This window comes from Myxococcus faecalis (assembly GCF_050039385.1).
Classification (GTDB): domain Bacteria; phylum Myxococcota; class Myxococcia; order Myxococcales; family Myxococcaceae; genus Myxococcus; species Myxococcus fulvus.
Map to the genome: position 1 here is coordinate 10,919,027 of NZ_CP144336.1, position 13,455 is coordinate 10,932,481.

At 70.7% G+C, this 13,455-nt stretch carries 13 protein-coding genes; 9 read left to right on the forward strand and 4 right to left on the reverse strand.

The genetic code is table 11. From position 1 onward, the window contains the following. Positions 1 to 6 precede the first annotated feature (6 nt). The 3 genes from VZQ01_RS43175 to VZQ01_RS43185 are packed head-to-tail and all read left to right on the forward strand — an operon-like array spanning position 7 to position 3,454. A complete protein-coding gene (locus VZQ01_RS43175; RefSeq protein ID WP_223750044.1) occupies positions 7 to 741 on the forward strand; it encodes an ABC transporter ATP-binding protein in 735 nt (244 codons plus the stop codon). A gap of 49 nt (positions 742 to 790) precedes the next feature. Further along, positions 791 to 2,221 carry an efflux RND transporter periplasmic adaptor subunit gene (locus VZQ01_RS43180; protein WP_223750020.1) on the forward strand — a complete coding sequence of 477 codons (1,431 nt, stop codon included), beginning with the start codon at positions 791 to 793 and terminating at the stop codon, positions 2,219 to 2,221. A gap of 27 nt (positions 2,222 to 2,248) precedes the next feature. Continuing rightward, positions 2,249 to 3,454 carry an ABC transporter permease gene (locus VZQ01_RS43185; RefSeq protein WP_223750021.1) on the forward strand — a complete coding sequence of 402 codons (1,206 nt, stop codon included), beginning with the start codon at positions 2,249 to 2,251 and terminating at the stop codon, positions 3,452 to 3,454. A 43-nt stretch (positions 3,455 to 3,497) separates the two neighbouring features. Here the strand turns inward: VZQ01_RS43185 and VZQ01_RS43190 are convergent, their stop codons facing one another. Beyond that, complete coding sequence (locus VZQ01_RS43190) at positions 3,498 to 4,268, reverse strand: SDR family oxidoreductase (RefSeq protein WP_223784380.1); 771 nt, start codon at positions 4,266 to 4,268, stop codon at positions 3,498 to 3,500. Positions 4,269 to 4,444: 176 nt separating this feature from the next. On the opposite strand from VZQ01_RS43190, the gene VZQ01_RS43195 reads away from it, so the two are divergent. Further along, complete coding sequence (locus VZQ01_RS43195) at positions 4,445 to 5,641, forward strand: metallophosphoesterase (RefSeq protein WP_426746558.1); 1,197 nt, start codon at positions 4,445 to 4,447, stop codon at positions 5,639 to 5,641. 1 nt (position 5,642) lies between these two features. Here the strand turns inward: VZQ01_RS43195 and VZQ01_RS43200 are convergent, their stop codons facing one another. Together VZQ01_RS43200 and VZQ01_RS43205 are read right to left on the reverse strand one after the other, a co-directional pair. Beyond that, entirely contained in the window at positions 5,643 to 6,080 is a 438-nt protein-coding gene (locus VZQ01_RS43200; protein WP_223750024.1) for a hypothetical protein, read from the reverse strand. After that, on the reverse strand, positions 6,077 to 7,621 hold the full coding sequence (locus tag VZQ01_RS43205) for an alkaline phosphatase D family protein (RefSeq protein WP_223784378.1): 1,545 nt from the start codon (positions 7,619 to 7,621) through the stop codon (positions 6,077 to 6,079). The genes VZQ01_RS43200 and VZQ01_RS43205 overlap by 4 nt, the downstream gene beginning before the upstream one ends. A 284-nt stretch (positions 7,622 to 7,905) precedes the next feature. On the opposite strand from VZQ01_RS43205, the gene VZQ01_RS43210 reads away from it, so the two are divergent. The 5 genes from VZQ01_RS43210 to VZQ01_RS43230 all read left to right on the forward strand — a co-directional run bounded on the left by VZQ01_RS43210 (position 7,906) and on the right by VZQ01_RS43230 (position 12,828). Beyond that, positions 7,906 to 8,694, forward strand: a complete 789-nt coding sequence (locus VZQ01_RS43210; protein WP_223750026.1) for a tetratricopeptide repeat protein — start codon at positions 7,906 to 7,908, stop codon at positions 8,692 to 8,694. Between the two features lie 175 nt (positions 8,695 to 8,869). Beyond that, positions 8,870 to 9,982 carry an S-(hydroxymethyl)glutathione dehydrogenase/class III alcohol dehydrogenase gene (locus VZQ01_RS43215; RefSeq protein WP_046713461.1) on the forward strand — a complete coding sequence of 371 codons (1,113 nt, stop codon included), beginning with the start codon at positions 8,870 to 8,872 and terminating at the stop codon, positions 9,980 to 9,982. Beyond that, complete coding sequence (fghA, locus tag VZQ01_RS43220) at positions 9,979 to 10,830, forward strand: S-formylglutathione hydrolase (protein ID WP_223750027.1); 852 nt, start codon at positions 9,979 to 9,981, stop codon at positions 10,828 to 10,830. Before VZQ01_RS43215 ends, fghA begins: the two co-directional genes overlap by 4 nt. A gap of 95 nt (positions 10,831 to 10,925) precedes the next feature. Continuing rightward, the gene (locus VZQ01_RS43225) at positions 10,926 to 11,669 is read left to right on the forward strand and encodes a head GIN domain-containing protein (protein WP_223750028.1); all 744 of its coding nucleotides are present in this window, start codon (positions 10,926 to 10,928) and stop codon (positions 11,667 to 11,669) included. 82 nt (positions 11,670 to 11,751) lie between these two features. Further along, on the forward strand, positions 11,752 to 12,828 hold the full coding sequence (locus VZQ01_RS43230) for an aquaporin (protein ID WP_223750029.1): 1,077 nt from the start codon (positions 11,752 to 11,754) through the stop codon (positions 12,826 to 12,828). A gap of 225 nt (positions 12,829 to 13,053) precedes the next feature. Here the strand turns inward: VZQ01_RS43230 and VZQ01_RS43235 are convergent, their stop codons facing one another. Beyond that, entirely contained in the window at positions 13,054 to 13,275 is a 222-nt protein-coding gene (locus VZQ01_RS43235; RefSeq protein WP_174816766.1) for a DUF3185 family protein, read from the reverse strand. Between the last annotated feature and the right edge of the window lie 180 nt (positions 13,276 to 13,455).

Consider the following 13,455-nt stretch of genomic DNA (forward strand, 5'->3'; position numbering starts at 1 on the left):
ACACCCATGAACGACACGACGGGAGCACCGGCCGACAAGGCGCGCGACATCGCGGACGTGGTCATCCGGGTGGAGGGCCTTTGCAAGGACTACACCATGGGCTCGGAGGTGGTGCGCGCGCTGCGCGGCGTGGACCTCACCATCCGCCGCAACGAATACGTGGCCGTCATGGGCCCGTCCGGCTCGGGCAAGTCCACCTTCATGAACCTCATCGGCTGCCTGGACGTGCCCAGCGAGGGCCAGTACTGGCTCAACGGCCAGCCGGTGGCGGGCATGACGGAGAACGCGCTGGCGCGCATCCGCAACCGCGAGCTGGGCTTCGTGTTCCAGAGCTTCAACCTGCTGCCGCGCGCGTCCGCGCTCGACAACGTGGCGCTGCCCCTGGTGTACGCGCGCGTGCCCAAGAAGCTCCGCCTGGAGCGCGCCGCGGCCATGCTGGACAAGGTGGGCCTGGGCAGCCGCAAGGACCACCGCCCCAACGAGCTGTCCGGCGGCCAGCGCCAGCGCGTGGCGATCGCGCGCGCCCTGGTGACGCAGCCGGCGCTGCTGCTCGCGGACGAGCCCACGGGCGCGCTCGACAGTCGCACGGGCGAGGAGATCATGGCCCTCTTCGGGGAGCTGCACTCGCAGGGACAGACGCTGATGCTCGTCACGCACGAGTCGGACATCGCGGCGCACGCGCAGCGGGTGCTGTTCCTGAAGGACGGCGTCATCGAGCGGGACGAGCTGAAGAAGCACTGAGCAGGTCCGTCTCCTGGATGGAGAAGGCCACGAAGATTTGGAGGTCGTCGTGAGCAAGGTGAAGAAGGTGGTCATCACGGGTGTCGCGGCGGTCCTGATTGGCGCGGGCGTGTACGCCACCCAGCAGGGAAGCCAGCCGAAGACGCCCGAGCGCTCGGCGGCGGTGGCCGTCGTGGAGCGCCGGGACATGGAGGTCGTCGCGGAGTCCGCGGGCCTGGTGGAGCCTCTGCGCGTGGTGGAGGTGAAGTCCAAGGCCTCCGGCGAGGTGCTCCGCGTGCTCTTCGACACCGGCGACAAGGTGGAGAAGGACGCCCTGCTGGCGGAGATCGACCCGCGCGACGTGCAGAATGCGCTCGCGCAGGCGCAGGCGGACGTGGAGTCCGCGCGGGTGCGGCTGAACACGACTGACGCCCAGCGCCAGCGCATGGAGTCGCTGCGGCAGTCCGGCTACGTCACCCAGCAGGAGTACGAGTCCGCCATCGACGCGTTCGCCACGGCGCGGGCGGCCAAGGTGCGCGCGGAGACCAACCTCCAGCTCGCCAAGGAGCGCAGCCGCGACGTCACCATCCGCGCGCCCAGCTCGGGCACGCTGCTGGAGCGGCAGATCCAACCCGGGCAGATCATCGCCTCGGCCATCTCCAACGTGTCCGGCGGCAACACGCTGTTCAAGATGGCGGACCTGTCGGTGATGCAGGTGCGCGCCAAGGTGGACGAGACGGACGTGGGCCAGCTCAAGGCGGGCCTCAAGGCGCGCGTGACGATGGAGGCATACCCGGGCCGGACGTTCATCGGCGAGGTCGTGAAGATCGAACCGCAGGCGCTGGTGGAGCAGAACGTCACCCTCTTCCCGGTGCTCGTGCGCCTGGACAACCCGGAGGGCCTGCTCCGGCCGGGCATGAACGCGGAGGTGGCGATTGAAATCTCCCGCCGGCGTGACGCCATCACCGTCCCCAACTCCGCCGTGGTGGGCCTGCGGGACGCGCGCGCCGCGGCGCTCGCGGTGGGGCTGACCGAGGAGTCCGTGCGCTCGCTGATGCGGCCGACGGGCGGCAGCGGCAACGCGGGGGCGCCGGGCGGTGACGCGGCGGCGCGTCCCGAGGGCGCGGCGGACAAGGGCGCGGTGGCGCCGGGTGGAGCGACGCCGGTGAACGTGAGCGCGCAGGCGGCGGAGCCGGGCGCGGAGGGTGGCGGCCGTCGCAACCGGGGCGGTGGGCGCGAGGGTCGTCAGGGCACCGGGGACACGCGGCCGGGCATCGTCTTCGTGAAGGGGCCGAACGGACCGGAGCCGCGCCGGGTGACGCTGGGGCTGAGCGACTGGGAGAGCTCCGAGGTGCTGAGCGGCCTGACGGAGGGCGACCAGGTGATGCTGGTGTCGGTGGCGCAGCTCCAGCAGCAACAGCAGCAGCGCTCGGAGCGCATGCGTCAGTCGGCCGGCATGATTCCGGGTGCGGGCGGCGGCGGCATGCGCGGCGGACGGTAGTCGGCGGCAGGAGGAGGAGGACAGGTCATGGGAGAAATCATCCGGGTCGCGTTCGACGCGGTCCTCGCCAACAAGCTGCGCTCCCTGCTGACGATGTTGGGCATCGTCATCGGCATCGCGGCGGTCATCACCATGGTGGCGCTGGGCGAGGGAGCCCAGCGCTCGGTGGAGCAGCGGCTCAAGACGCTGGGGACCAACGTCCTCACCGTGCGCCCTGGACAGTCCTTCTCCGGCGGTCTCGGCCGAGGTCAGGCCACCATGACCATCGACGACGCGGAGGCGCTGCGCGCCAACCCCAAGCACATCCAGAACGTGGCCCCGGAGATCGAGTCCCGCTTCCAGGTGGAGTACGGCGCAGGCAACGCGAACCTGTCCGTCGTCGGTACGTGGCCGGCGTACTTCAACATCAACGAGTCGAACATCGTCTCGGGGCGGCTCTTCACCGAGGCGGAGGACAAGGGCCGGCGCCGCGTGGTGGTGCTGGGCGCGCTGGCGGCCGGGCAGCTGGGGGTGCGGGACTCCTCGGCGCTGGTGGGCGAGACGATTCGCATCCGCGGCATCCCCTTCGAGGTCATCGGCGTGCTCGCAGAGAAGGGCTCGCAGGGCTTCTCCAACCCGGACGAGAGCCTCTACATCCCGCTGGCCACCGCGCAGTTCCGGGTGATGGGCAGCAACCGCATCCGCTCGATTGCCGTGCAGGCCTCGGGTGAGGGCGCCATGGATGACGCGATGGCGGAGATCGACCTCAAGCTGCGCCGCGAGCACCGGCTGCGCCCCGAGGAGCAGGCGGACTTCAACATCCGCGACCAGGCGTCGCTGCTCGCGACGGTGCAGGAGACGACGCAGACCTTCTCGCTGCTCCTGGCGGGCATCGCCGCCATCTCCCTGCTGGTGGGCGGCATCGGCATCATGAACATCATGCTCGTCTCGGTGACGGAGCGGACGCGCGAGATCGGCCTGCGCAAGGCGCTGGGTGCCACCGGCACGGACATCCTGCTCCAGTTCCTGGTGGAGTCGCTGGTGCTCTGCCTCGCGGGCGGCACGCTGGGACTGGCGCTGGGCGTGGGCGGCGCCGCGCTGCTGCAGAAGCTCATGGGGTGGACGATGGTGGTGGCGCCCGAGGCCATCGTCCTGGCCATCGCCTTCTCGGCCACCGTCGGCGTGTTCTTCGGCATCTGGCCCGCGCGCCGCGCCGCGAGCCTCGCGCCCATCGAGTCGCTGCGCTACGAGTGACGTCGCGTCGGGCCCGGGAGCACGCCTCCCGGGCCTCGCGCGTTCAGCGTCCGGGGCGAGCGCCGGGGTCCAGCTCGTAGGCGGCGACGTCGCGGTAGTAGCGCTCCACCTCCTGCTGCGCCGCGGGCCGCGTGAAGACCTCCGGGCGCGGATGCGCGATGGCGTCGAGGATGACCTCCACGGCCTCCTCCACCCGCTGCGCGCCGGGCAGCATGCGCGAGTCCGGCCCACCTCCCAGAGCGTTCGTCCCGAACTCCGTGGCCACCACGCCCGGCATCACCACCGTGACGTGGATGCCGGGATGGGTCTTGTGCAGGTCCTGCCGCAGACAGGCGCTCAGCGCGTTCAGCGCGTGCTTGGCCGCGCTGTACGCGGAGCGATGGGGCACGACGGGCAGGCGCCCCAGCGTGCTGGAGATGTTGAGGATCTGCCCCGCGTTGCGTGCCTGGAAGTGCGGCAGGACGGCCTGCATCCCGTAGAGGGCGCTGTTGACGTTGGCTCGCCACATCTCGTCCAGGTCCTGGTCGGTGAGCTCCGCCACGGAGCGGGTGATGCCGCGCCCCGCGTTGTTCACCCAGACGTCGATGTGACCGAAGCGCTCCAGCGCCGCGTCGCGCAGCTTCTCCACCTGCGCGCGGGACGTCACGTCGGTGACGACCGCCAGCGAGTCCCGGCCGGAGCGGGTCGCCACCGTCTCCAACGCATCCTTGCGACGGGCCGCCAGCACCAGCTTCGCCCCACGCGCGCCCGCCACCCGCGCCAGCTCCGCGCCGATTCCTCCACTCGCCCCCGTGATGACGATGACCTTGTCCATGTGTGTCCCCTCCCGAGGCTCGCCTGCTGTCACGGCCGGGGAATCTACCTGCCCGGAGCACACCTGGCCGGTTCTCGTCCGCCGTGTGCCACGCTCAGTGTTCAATCTCCGGGACACGGTCGGGCCCGAGGCCGCGTGCTACCCTGCCCGTCCGTTCTCAGCCCGGGCACATCCCCATGCCGTTCCGGTTCTCCTCCTTCTCGATGCTCATCGGCCTCGGCGCGGTGCTGGGCCACCTGTATCTCTACCGGCGACTGGTGCGTGAGCTGGTGCGAGGCCGCGTCGGCAGGCTCGTGGCCATGGTCGTCCTGGGCCTGCTCACGCTGTTCCTGGGGCTGCGACGCACGCTCCTGGACGCCGTCCCCGAGCAGCACGAGCAAACCGTCACGGTGGCCACGTACACGTGGATGGGCGTGGCGCTCTGCCTCGTGCTGGCCCTGGGAGCCATGGACCTCGCCCGCGCGTTCCTCGTGTTGGGTCGCCGCCTCCAGCAGCGCCGGGCCACGCCGCTCGCGTCCCCGAACGAGGAGCCCATCGACCCGGAGCGGAGGAAGTTCCTCGGACGCGCGCTGGCGGGAGGCGCGGCCATCGCGGGAGGTGGCCTCGCGTCCTACGGCCACTGGCGAGCCTTCGCGCCGCCGATGGTGACCGAGGTCGCCATCCGGATTCCCAAGCTGCCGCGCGCGCTCGACGGGCTCAGCATCGTGCAGCTCACGGACATCCACGTGGGCCCGTTCATCCAGCGCCGGTTCATGGACGAGCTGGTGCGGCAGGCCAACGCGCTGAAGCCGGACCTGTTCGCCATCACCGGCGACCTGGTGGACGGCGACGTGCCCACGCTGGGTCCCTCCGTCGCGGCGCTGCGGGACTTGCGCTCGCGGTACGGCAGCTACTTCGTCACCGGCAATCACGACTACTACTCGGGTGACGTGGAGTGGACCACGTTCCTCCAGTCGCTCGACATCCAGTCGCTGCGCAACCGCCACGTGCGCATCGGTGACGCGGGCGCATCCTTGGACCTGGTCGGCGTGGATGACTGGAGCGGCTGGAAGCGACGCAACCAGAAGGGCTACGACCTGGATCTCGCGCTCCAAGGGAGGGCCCCGGAGCGCGCGGCGGTGTTGCTCGCGCACCAGCCCGCGAACTTCAAGGTGGCCGCGGAGCGCGGGATGGACCTCCAGATTTCAGGCCACACGCACGGCGGGCAGCTCGTGCCCATGACGCTGCTCATCAACTTCGCCTGGGAGCACGTGGCGGGCCTGTACCGCCATCAGGACTCGCACATCTACGTGAGCCGGGGCTGCGGCTTCTGGGGACCGCCCATGCGCGTGGGCAGTCCTCCGGAGCTGGTGAAGCTCGTGCTCACCACGTGAGTCATCCCCGAGGAGGGATGCGGGGCGTATAGCGACGGTGGCTGTCGACGCGGCCACAGGCCGGACACGTCACCTCGACCCGGAGCTCTCCGCCCTTGCGCTCGGTGGCGGCGGCGACGGTGTGCACGCTGAACGTCGCGCGTGCGCCGCACCCGGTACACGGGCTCCAGGTCTGCTCGAAGGCGGTGTTGCGCACCACCACGCCCTCCTCGCACGAGCCGCACCACCAGACGTGATAGTCCACGGCGCCGCTCTGCTCGTGGCGTCGTTGCTCCGCGTCGAGGTGATGGTCATCCAGCTCCTCGTCGAGCAGCTCGCGCGCCTTCCCACAGCGAGCACATGCCCCGAGCGACGGAACCGGAAGCGCGCGCCGGTTCGTCATCAGGTGCCAACCCAAGGCCGCCGCCCCGAGCGAGAACACGATGACCACCCACGTCATCGGCTCGGCTCCAGCTCCACCTGATGCAGGGCCTTGCCCGTGAGGTCGTGGATGGCCACGGTCATCACGCCCGATGCGCCCTGGATGCGGACGCTGCCGAAGTACTGCTGCCCCTCCCACGGCGCCGCGTTCATCACCGTGGCCGGCTTCTGCCACTTCACCTCGGGGCCGAAGGTCTCGTCGAGCGGGCTCGGGCCGAACGTCCCCGCGTTGAGCGGCCCCGCGACGAACTCCCAGAACGGGTCGAAGTCCCGGAAGCGCGCCCGGTCCGGATGGAAGTGGTGCATCGCCGGGTAGTGCACGTCCGCGGTGAGGAACACCACGTTGCGCACCCGTCGCTCCTTCAGGAACGAGAGCAGCTCCGCCAGCTCCAGCTCGCGCCCCATCGGCGCGCCCGGCCCGTTGGCCCAGGCCTCCATGAGCGGACCGTCCGGCGTCTTCTCCGCGGGCACCACGAGCCCCAGCGGCATGCTGGTCGCAATCACCTTCCACGTCGCGCGCGAGGACGCCAGGGCCTGCTTCAAGCCATCGAGCTGCGCGCGTCCCAGGAAGGCCGTCTCCGGGCCCTGCTTCGTCTGACGGTTGAGCGTGTTCGGCCCTCGGAACGCCCGCACGTCCGGGATGAAGACATCCAGCAGCGGCCCCTGGGAGAGCTGACGGTGGATGCGCCCCTCCGCGCGAGCGGCGCCGCCCACGGGTGAGTACTCGAAGAACGCCTGACGCGCCCGTGCACCGAGCACGCCGTCATCCGAGACCCGCGTGTAGCGCGGGTCCTCCGCCATGGAGCGGCCCGGATACCAGTTGTTGCGCACCTCATGGTCGTCCCACTGGTACGCAATGGGCACCTCGCGAGCGAAGGCCCGCAGGGACTCGTCGAGGAAGTTGTAGGCGAAGTTCCCGCGCAGCTCCTCGAGCGTCTCGGCGACCTTGGACTTCGCGGGCGTGACGACGTTGCGCCACACGCGCCCGTCCGGGAGCGTCACCTCGGGCAACAGCGGGTTGTCCGCGTAGATGACGTCGCCGACGTGCAGGAAGAAGTCCGGCTTCAGCGCGCGCAGGGCCGCGAAGCCGCGATACCCACCCCACTCCCGGTTGATGCCCCACCCCTGCCCGCAGACATCCGCGCTCCAGGCGAAGGAGAGGTCCCGGGCGGTATCCGAGGCCGACAGGAATCTCCCCGTCCACGCCTCCCCCGTGGCACCGCCCTCCTCCGCGAGCACCCGCACGAAGAGCTGCCGCCCCGGAGGCAGCCCCGTGAGGTCCACCACGCCGGTGAAGTCCGTCTCGGCCGTGAGCCGTCCCCCCTCGACCCGGTGGACGCCCCGGGCGAAGCGCGAGTCCTCGCTCCACTCCACCACGAGCCGGGACGCCCGCTCCGCCTTGCCCCAGACGCTGACGGCCCCGGTGCGCACGTCGCCCAGCTGCGCGCCCAGGAGCAGCGACGGTCCGGAGCGCGGCGCGACGAGGGGGCGCGTCGAGGCACAGCCCGCGGCGGTGACGGCGAGCCCCTGGAGGACGGTACGTCGGGTGAGGACGGTCATGGCGCGAGAGCTCCGACGGGGGGAAACACGGGGCCGCACCCTAGCAGCGCCCCCACACCCCGGGTGTCCACAGGCGCCCCCACGTCGGGTGGACCGGGGCCCAGGAGGGGGTGGCCGGAAGGCAGGGAGGCAGGCGCGCGCTGCTCCTGGGTGGCGGGGCCGTGACTTCGGGTATGCTCGCCCCTGATTCCGGATCCGCGTGAGGGCGGGTCCCACGCTGAGCGAACAGCAGGATGGACTGGGCCGGGGTCGACTCCCCAGGCCCGCTCGAGAGGTTCACACACATGAAGCGACTGGCACGAGTCGGTCTGATGGTCGGAGTTCTCGCACTGGGTGGCACCGTGGCCTGTAGCGAGGAGAACGACGTCGCCAAGCAGAACCGCGTCAAGGGCACCAACCACCTGGCGAAGAAGGAGTACAAGGAGGCCACCGAGGCCTACGCCCTGTCGCTCCAGGCGGACCCCAAGCAGGAGAAGGTCTGGGAGAAGAAGGCCTTCGCCCACCTCGAGCTCGGACAGATGGACAAGGCCAGCGAGGCCGTCCTGAAGATCCTCGAGATGAAGACCACCCCCGCGGACAAGGCCGAGACCTACCGCACCCTGGCCAGCATGCACATGAAGGGCGGCACGCTGGAGGACGCGGAGAAGTACTTCAACGAGGCGCTCAAGATCGAGCCCAAGGACGAGGCGTCCCTCGGGTGGATCGCGGAGATCTACGCGCAGAAGGGCGGCGCGCGCTCCATGTCGGCCCCCATCGTCAAGGCGGACCTGGAGAAGTCGCTGAGCATCTATGACCAGGTCATCGCCATCAACCCGAACTCCGCCAACACGTACCTCAACAAGCGCGTCGTGATGGGCCGCCTCATGGAGTACGAGCGGCAGCAGAAGGACATGGCGCTGTCCGAGGCCGCCGAGAACGCCAAGGACAAGACCATCGTCGACGAGGCCAACGCCCGCGCCGCCGAGCACCAGAAGAAGATGGACGAGTACCAGGGTCAGTTCGCGGAGATGACCAAGAAGTTCAGCGAGGCGCAGAAGGCCGCCAAGGCCCAGGCCGCGGCCGGCACGCCGTAGTCCCGCCCCTGCCTTGCCCGAAGGGCCTGGAACCGCGCGTCGGCTCCAGGCCCTTCTTCATTTGTCGATAAGCCCCGGAAGCGTCCGCCAGGCATCAGCGAGCGAATCCGTCGTGCGACGCCCGCCCGCCGCGCATTACGCTCCCGCCCTTCATTTCTCACAGGGAGGCTCGTGTATGGACGTGCGCGCGGCGGTGGCGCTCGAGGCAGGCAAGCCGTTGGTCATCGAGACGGTGCACCTGGAGGGACCCAAGGCGGGCGAGGTGCTCGTGGAGCTGAAGGCCACCGGCATCTGCCACACGGACCAGTTCACGCTCTCCGGAGCGGACCCGGAGGGGCTCTTCCCCGCCATCCTCGGCCACGAGGGCGCGGGCGTGGTGGTGGACGTGGGCCCGGGCGTGACGTCGGTGCGCAAGGGCGACCACGTCATCCCGCTCTACACGCCCGAGTGCCGGCAGTGTAAGTCGTGCCTGTCGCGCAAGACGAACCTGTGTACGGCCATCCGCGCCACGCAGGGCAAGGGCCTGATGCCGGACGGCACCAGCCGCTTCCGCCTGGGCAAGCAGGCCGTGCACCACTACATGGGCACGTCCACCTTCGCGCAGTACACGGTGCTGCCGGAGATCGCCGTCGCGAAGATTCGCGAGGACGCTCCGTTCGACAAGGTCTGCTACATCGGCTGCGGCGTGACGACGGGCATCGGCGCCGTCGTGTACACGGCCAAGGTGGAGGCCGGCGCGCGCGTCGTCGTCTTCGGCCTGGGCGGCATCGGCCTCAACGTGGTGCAGGCGGCCCGCATGGTGGGCGCGGACCAGATCGTCGGCGTGGACATCAACCCGGCGCGCAAGGCCATGGCGGAGAAGTTCGGCCTCACCCACTTCGTCAACCCGAAGGAGGTTGAGGGCGACCTGGTGCCGTACCTGGTCAACCTGACCAACGGCGGCGCGGACTACAGCTTCGAGTGCATCGGCAACGTGAACACGATGCGCCAGGCGCTCGAGTGCTGCCACCGCGGCTGGGGCGAGAGCATCGTCATCGGCGTGGCGGGCGCGGGGCAGGAGATCAAGACGCGGCCGTTCCAGCTCGTCACCGGGCGCGTGTGGAAGGGCAGCGCCTTCGGCGGCGCGCGCGGCCGCACGGACGTGCCGCAGATCGTCGACTGGTACATGAACGGGAAGATCAACGTCGACGACCTCATCACCCACACGCTGAAGCTGGAGGACATCAACCAGGGCTTCGACCTGATGCACAAGGGAGAGTCCATCCGCAGCGTGGTGAAGTACTCATGACGGCGGCGCCCACGCTCCTCAGCCAGCACCGCTGCTTCGACGGCACGCAGGGCTTCTACAAGCACGTGTCCGAGGCGTGCGGGGGCGAGATGCGCTTCGGCGTCTTCGTCCCGCCGCAGGCGCGGGAGCGCAAGGTGCCGGTGCTCTACTACCTCGCGGGCCTCACGTGCACGGAGGAGACCTTCCTGACGAAGGGCGGCGCGCAGCGTGTGGCGGCACAGCTGGGGGTGATGCTGGTGGCGCCGGACACCAGCCCTCGGGGCGCGGGGTATCCGGGCGAGGACGCGTCCTGGGACTTCGGCGTGGGGGCGGGCTTCTACCTGGACGCCACCCAGGCCCCGTGGTCCGCGCGCTACCGCATGGGCACGTACGTCACGAAGGAGCTGCCCGCGCTCATCGCCGGACACTTCCCGGCCCGCGAGGACCGGGAGGGCATCTTCGGCCACTCCATGGGAGGCCATGGCGCGCTCGTGTCGGCGCTGCGGCAGCCCGGGCGCTACCGCTCCGTGTCCGCGTTCGCCCCCATCGTCGCGCCCATGCGCGTGCCGTGGGGACAGAAGGCCTTCAAGGGCTACCTGGGCGAGGACACCCAGGCGTGGCGCGCGTATGACGCCACGGAGCTGATCCGCGCCGCGAAGCAGCACCTTCCCACGCTGCTGGTGGACCAGGGCACGGGCGACAAGTTCCTCCAGGAGCAGCTCAAGCCGGAGCTGCTGCGCGAGGCCTGCGCCGCCACGGGACAGCCGCTCACCCTGCGCATCCACGAGGGGTACGACCACGGCTACTACTTCGTCTCCACGTTCATGGAGGACCACCTGCGGCACCACGCCGCGGCGCTGAACGCGTAGGCCCCCCTTTCGCGAGCTCCGTGGGGGCCCGGGTGACACATCCCGGCCCCCGCGGTGTTCCAGTGCCCGGACCTGTCGGACACGGGAGCGGGACGATGCGACTGGGAGCACGGGAGCAAGGCGCGGGGCTCGCGCTGCTGGCGGCGGCGTGGTTGTCGGGCTGTGGTTTCGGGCACCACCTGGAGGGCAGCGGGCATTCGATTGAGGAGTCGCGGACGACGCCCGTGTTCGACCGGCTGGAGGTGGAGGACGGCATCCCCGCGCACGTCCAGGTGGACCCGACGCGGCCCCACTCGGTCCTCATCATCGGCGATGACAACCTCGTCGCCCGCATGCGGACGGACCACGACGGGGACCGGTTGCGGGTGCACTTCGGCGGGCACGGCTCGGTGGGCTGGGACTCGCCCAATCCGCTGCGCGTCGAGGTGGTGGTGCCGAGCCTGGAGGCGCTGGAGCGCTCGGGTGGCGGGCGCACGGACGTGACGGGCGGCGTCGACGCGAATCACTTCAGCGTGTCCGCCAGCGGAGGCGGCGCCATCCTGGTGCGTGAGCTGCGCGCGCAGTCGGTGGCGCTCTCCCTGAGCGGAGGCGCGTATGCGCTCCTGGAGGGCGAGGCGCGCCAGATGAGGCTGGACCTGTCGGGTGGGAGCGAGGTGTATGCGGGAAAGCTCGCGTCGCGGGAGGCGGCGCTGGAGTCCAGCGGCGGCGGCATGGCCTCGCTGCGAGTGTCCGACACCTTGCGAGTGAGCGCTTCGGGCGGCAGCCACGTGCGCGTCTTCGGCCGCCCCGAGATGCTGGAGGAGGACCTGTCCGGTGGCTCCTCGCTGACCTTCGAATAGTCGTGCCGGGCAGGCGCTCGCGTCGGCTTTGACGGCCCTTTCCCCCAGGCATAGGGTGGGAGCGCCGCTGGAGGGCCCCGCGATGACGAGCGCAGATGCATCCACGACCTCCGCCAGCGCCGGGCGGCTCAATCGCCCCCGACGGCTCGCCGTCGAAGCGCTCGGCTGCGGACTGCTCGTGGTGGCCCTGGAGGGCGCGCACCACGGCGCCGAGCACCTGGGCGTGAGCGCCACCGACAACCGCCTCTTCATGTCCCTGGCGGCCGGCGTCGTGCTCGCGTGCCTCACCTGGGTGCTCCAGCCGCTGTCCGGCGCGCACTTCAACCCCGCCCTCACCTTCGCGGACGCGCTGGAGGACGGCACTCCGTGGCGGGACGTGCCGCGCTACGTGCTGGCACAGCTGGGCGGAGGGCTCGCGGGACGGCTGGTGGCACACCTCATGTGCGGAGAGCCGCTGCTCATCGCCACGCGGACGCCCTCGGCCAGCTCGGCGCAGTTTCTCACGGAGCTGGTGGCGACGTTCGGCCTGCTCATCGTGGTGCGCGGCTGCGTGCGCACCCGGCCCTCCGCCACCCACTTCGTCGTGGCCGGGTATGCCGCGGCCACGGTGTGGTTCACCGACTCGCGCTCGCTGGCGAACCCGGCGCTCATCCTCGCCCGGGCGGTGAGCACCCGTGCCAGCGCCCTGCACGCGATGGATGTCGAGTCCTTCGTGGCCGCGCAGTTGCTCGGCGCGACGCTCGCGGTGTTCTTGTTCCGATGGCTGATGACGCCGACGGCGAAGCCCACGCACCGCCCCTGGTGCGTCATCTTCGAGTGCTCCCACCGCGGCGTGGCTGAGCAGGCCGCCGCCGTGTTCAACGGCCTGTGCGCACCGGACCGGGCGCATGCCACGCTGGACACGGGGACAGGCGCCGTGGACGCCCTGGGGCCGCCGCCGATGGTCATCCGGCTCATGCTGGAGGGCGAGGCGCCTCCCTCCGGAGAGGGCGCCGCCGTCTGGCGAGTGCCCGCGAGCGGAGAGGGAACGCCGGACGCGGAGCAGCGACTGCGAGCCTCGCTGCGTGAGCCCATCCACCGGCTGCTGCGGGAGCGGGGATGGTCCCGACTGCACGCCGTCGGCGACCCCGCGCACGAGGCGCCGGTGCGCCCTACCTGAGCAACTGCTCGCGCGCTGACGCGCGGCCGGGAGGCAGACCGCTTCCGGGTAGCGCGCAGCGGGGGCGATGGGCAACACCTGCGCCCGCGAGTGACCCGGACGAGGAAACGCCCGCGCCAGCGCGCGACCCGGACGAAGCAACACCCGCGCCCGCGAGCGACTCAGCAGGGGCGACACCTGCTCGCGCCGGGGCGGCGCGAGAAACCAGCCCCCGCTCGTGCGGGACTAGCGACGCTTGCCGCGACCGCCGCCGAACAGCACCAGCAGGAGGCCTCCCGCGAGCGCGGCGCCCCCGCCCGCCAGGTACAGCGTGGTCTGCTCCGTGTACTTGCCGGTGAAGGCCTGGGTGGCTCGCTCGGTGAGCGACTCCCGCGCATTGAGCCCCGTCCACAGCAACACGCCGCCCGCGACGGCGAGCATCACTCCCACGAGCCGGATGATTCCCACGAGTTCTCCTCGAGCTGTCCAGGCAGCGTTATAGCGCCCGGTGACTCGCCGAGGGGAACTCAGATGCCCCCCTCCCCCCTGGGCCCAGGAACCTCGCGCCACGGCGCCACGAATCAGCCACCGGGATTCAAGAACAACTCCATGGCGATATCGCCAGGCCCTGCGCTTCGATTCGACATC

Coding starts and splice junctions, on each gene's coding strand:
- VZQ01_RS43175 (WP_223750044.1), top strand. CDS start 7: ATGAACGACACGACGGGAGCACCGGCCGACAAGGCGCGCGACATCGCG.
- VZQ01_RS43185 (WP_223750021.1), top strand. CDS start 2,249: ATGGGAGAAATCATCCGGGTCGCGTTCGACGCGGTCCTCGCCAACAAG.
- VZQ01_RS43190 (WP_223784380.1), bottom strand. CDS start 4,268: ATGGACAAGGTCATCGTCATCACGGGGGCGAGTGGAGGAATCGGCGCG.
- VZQ01_RS43195 (WP_426746558.1), top strand. CDS start 4,445: ATGCCGTTCCGGTTCTCCTCCTTCTCGATGCTCATCGGCCTCGGCGCG.
- VZQ01_RS43200 (WP_223750024.1), bottom strand. CDS start 6,080: ATGACGTGGGTGGTCATCGTGTTCTCGCTCGGGGCGGCGGCCTTGGGT.
- VZQ01_RS43205 (WP_223784378.1), bottom strand. CDS start 7,621: ATGACCGTCCTCACCCGACGTACCGTCCTCCAGGGGCTCGCCGTCACC.
- VZQ01_RS43210 (WP_223750026.1), top strand. CDS start 7,906: ATGAAGCGACTGGCACGAGTCGGTCTGATGGTCGGAGTTCTCGCACTG.
- VZQ01_RS43215 (WP_046713461.1), top strand. CDS start 8,870: ATGGACGTGCGCGCGGCGGTGGCGCTCGAGGCAGGCAAGCCGTTGGTC.
- fghA (WP_223750027.1), top strand. CDS start 9,979: ATGACGGCGGCGCCCACGCTCCTCAGCCAGCACCGCTGCTTCGACGGC.
- VZQ01_RS43225 (WP_223750028.1), top strand. CDS start 10,926: ATGCGACTGGGAGCACGGGAGCAAGGCGCGGGGCTCGCGCTGCTGGCG.
- VZQ01_RS43230 (WP_223750029.1), top strand. CDS start 11,752: ATGACGAGCGCAGATGCATCCACGACCTCCGCCAGCGCCGGGCGGCTC.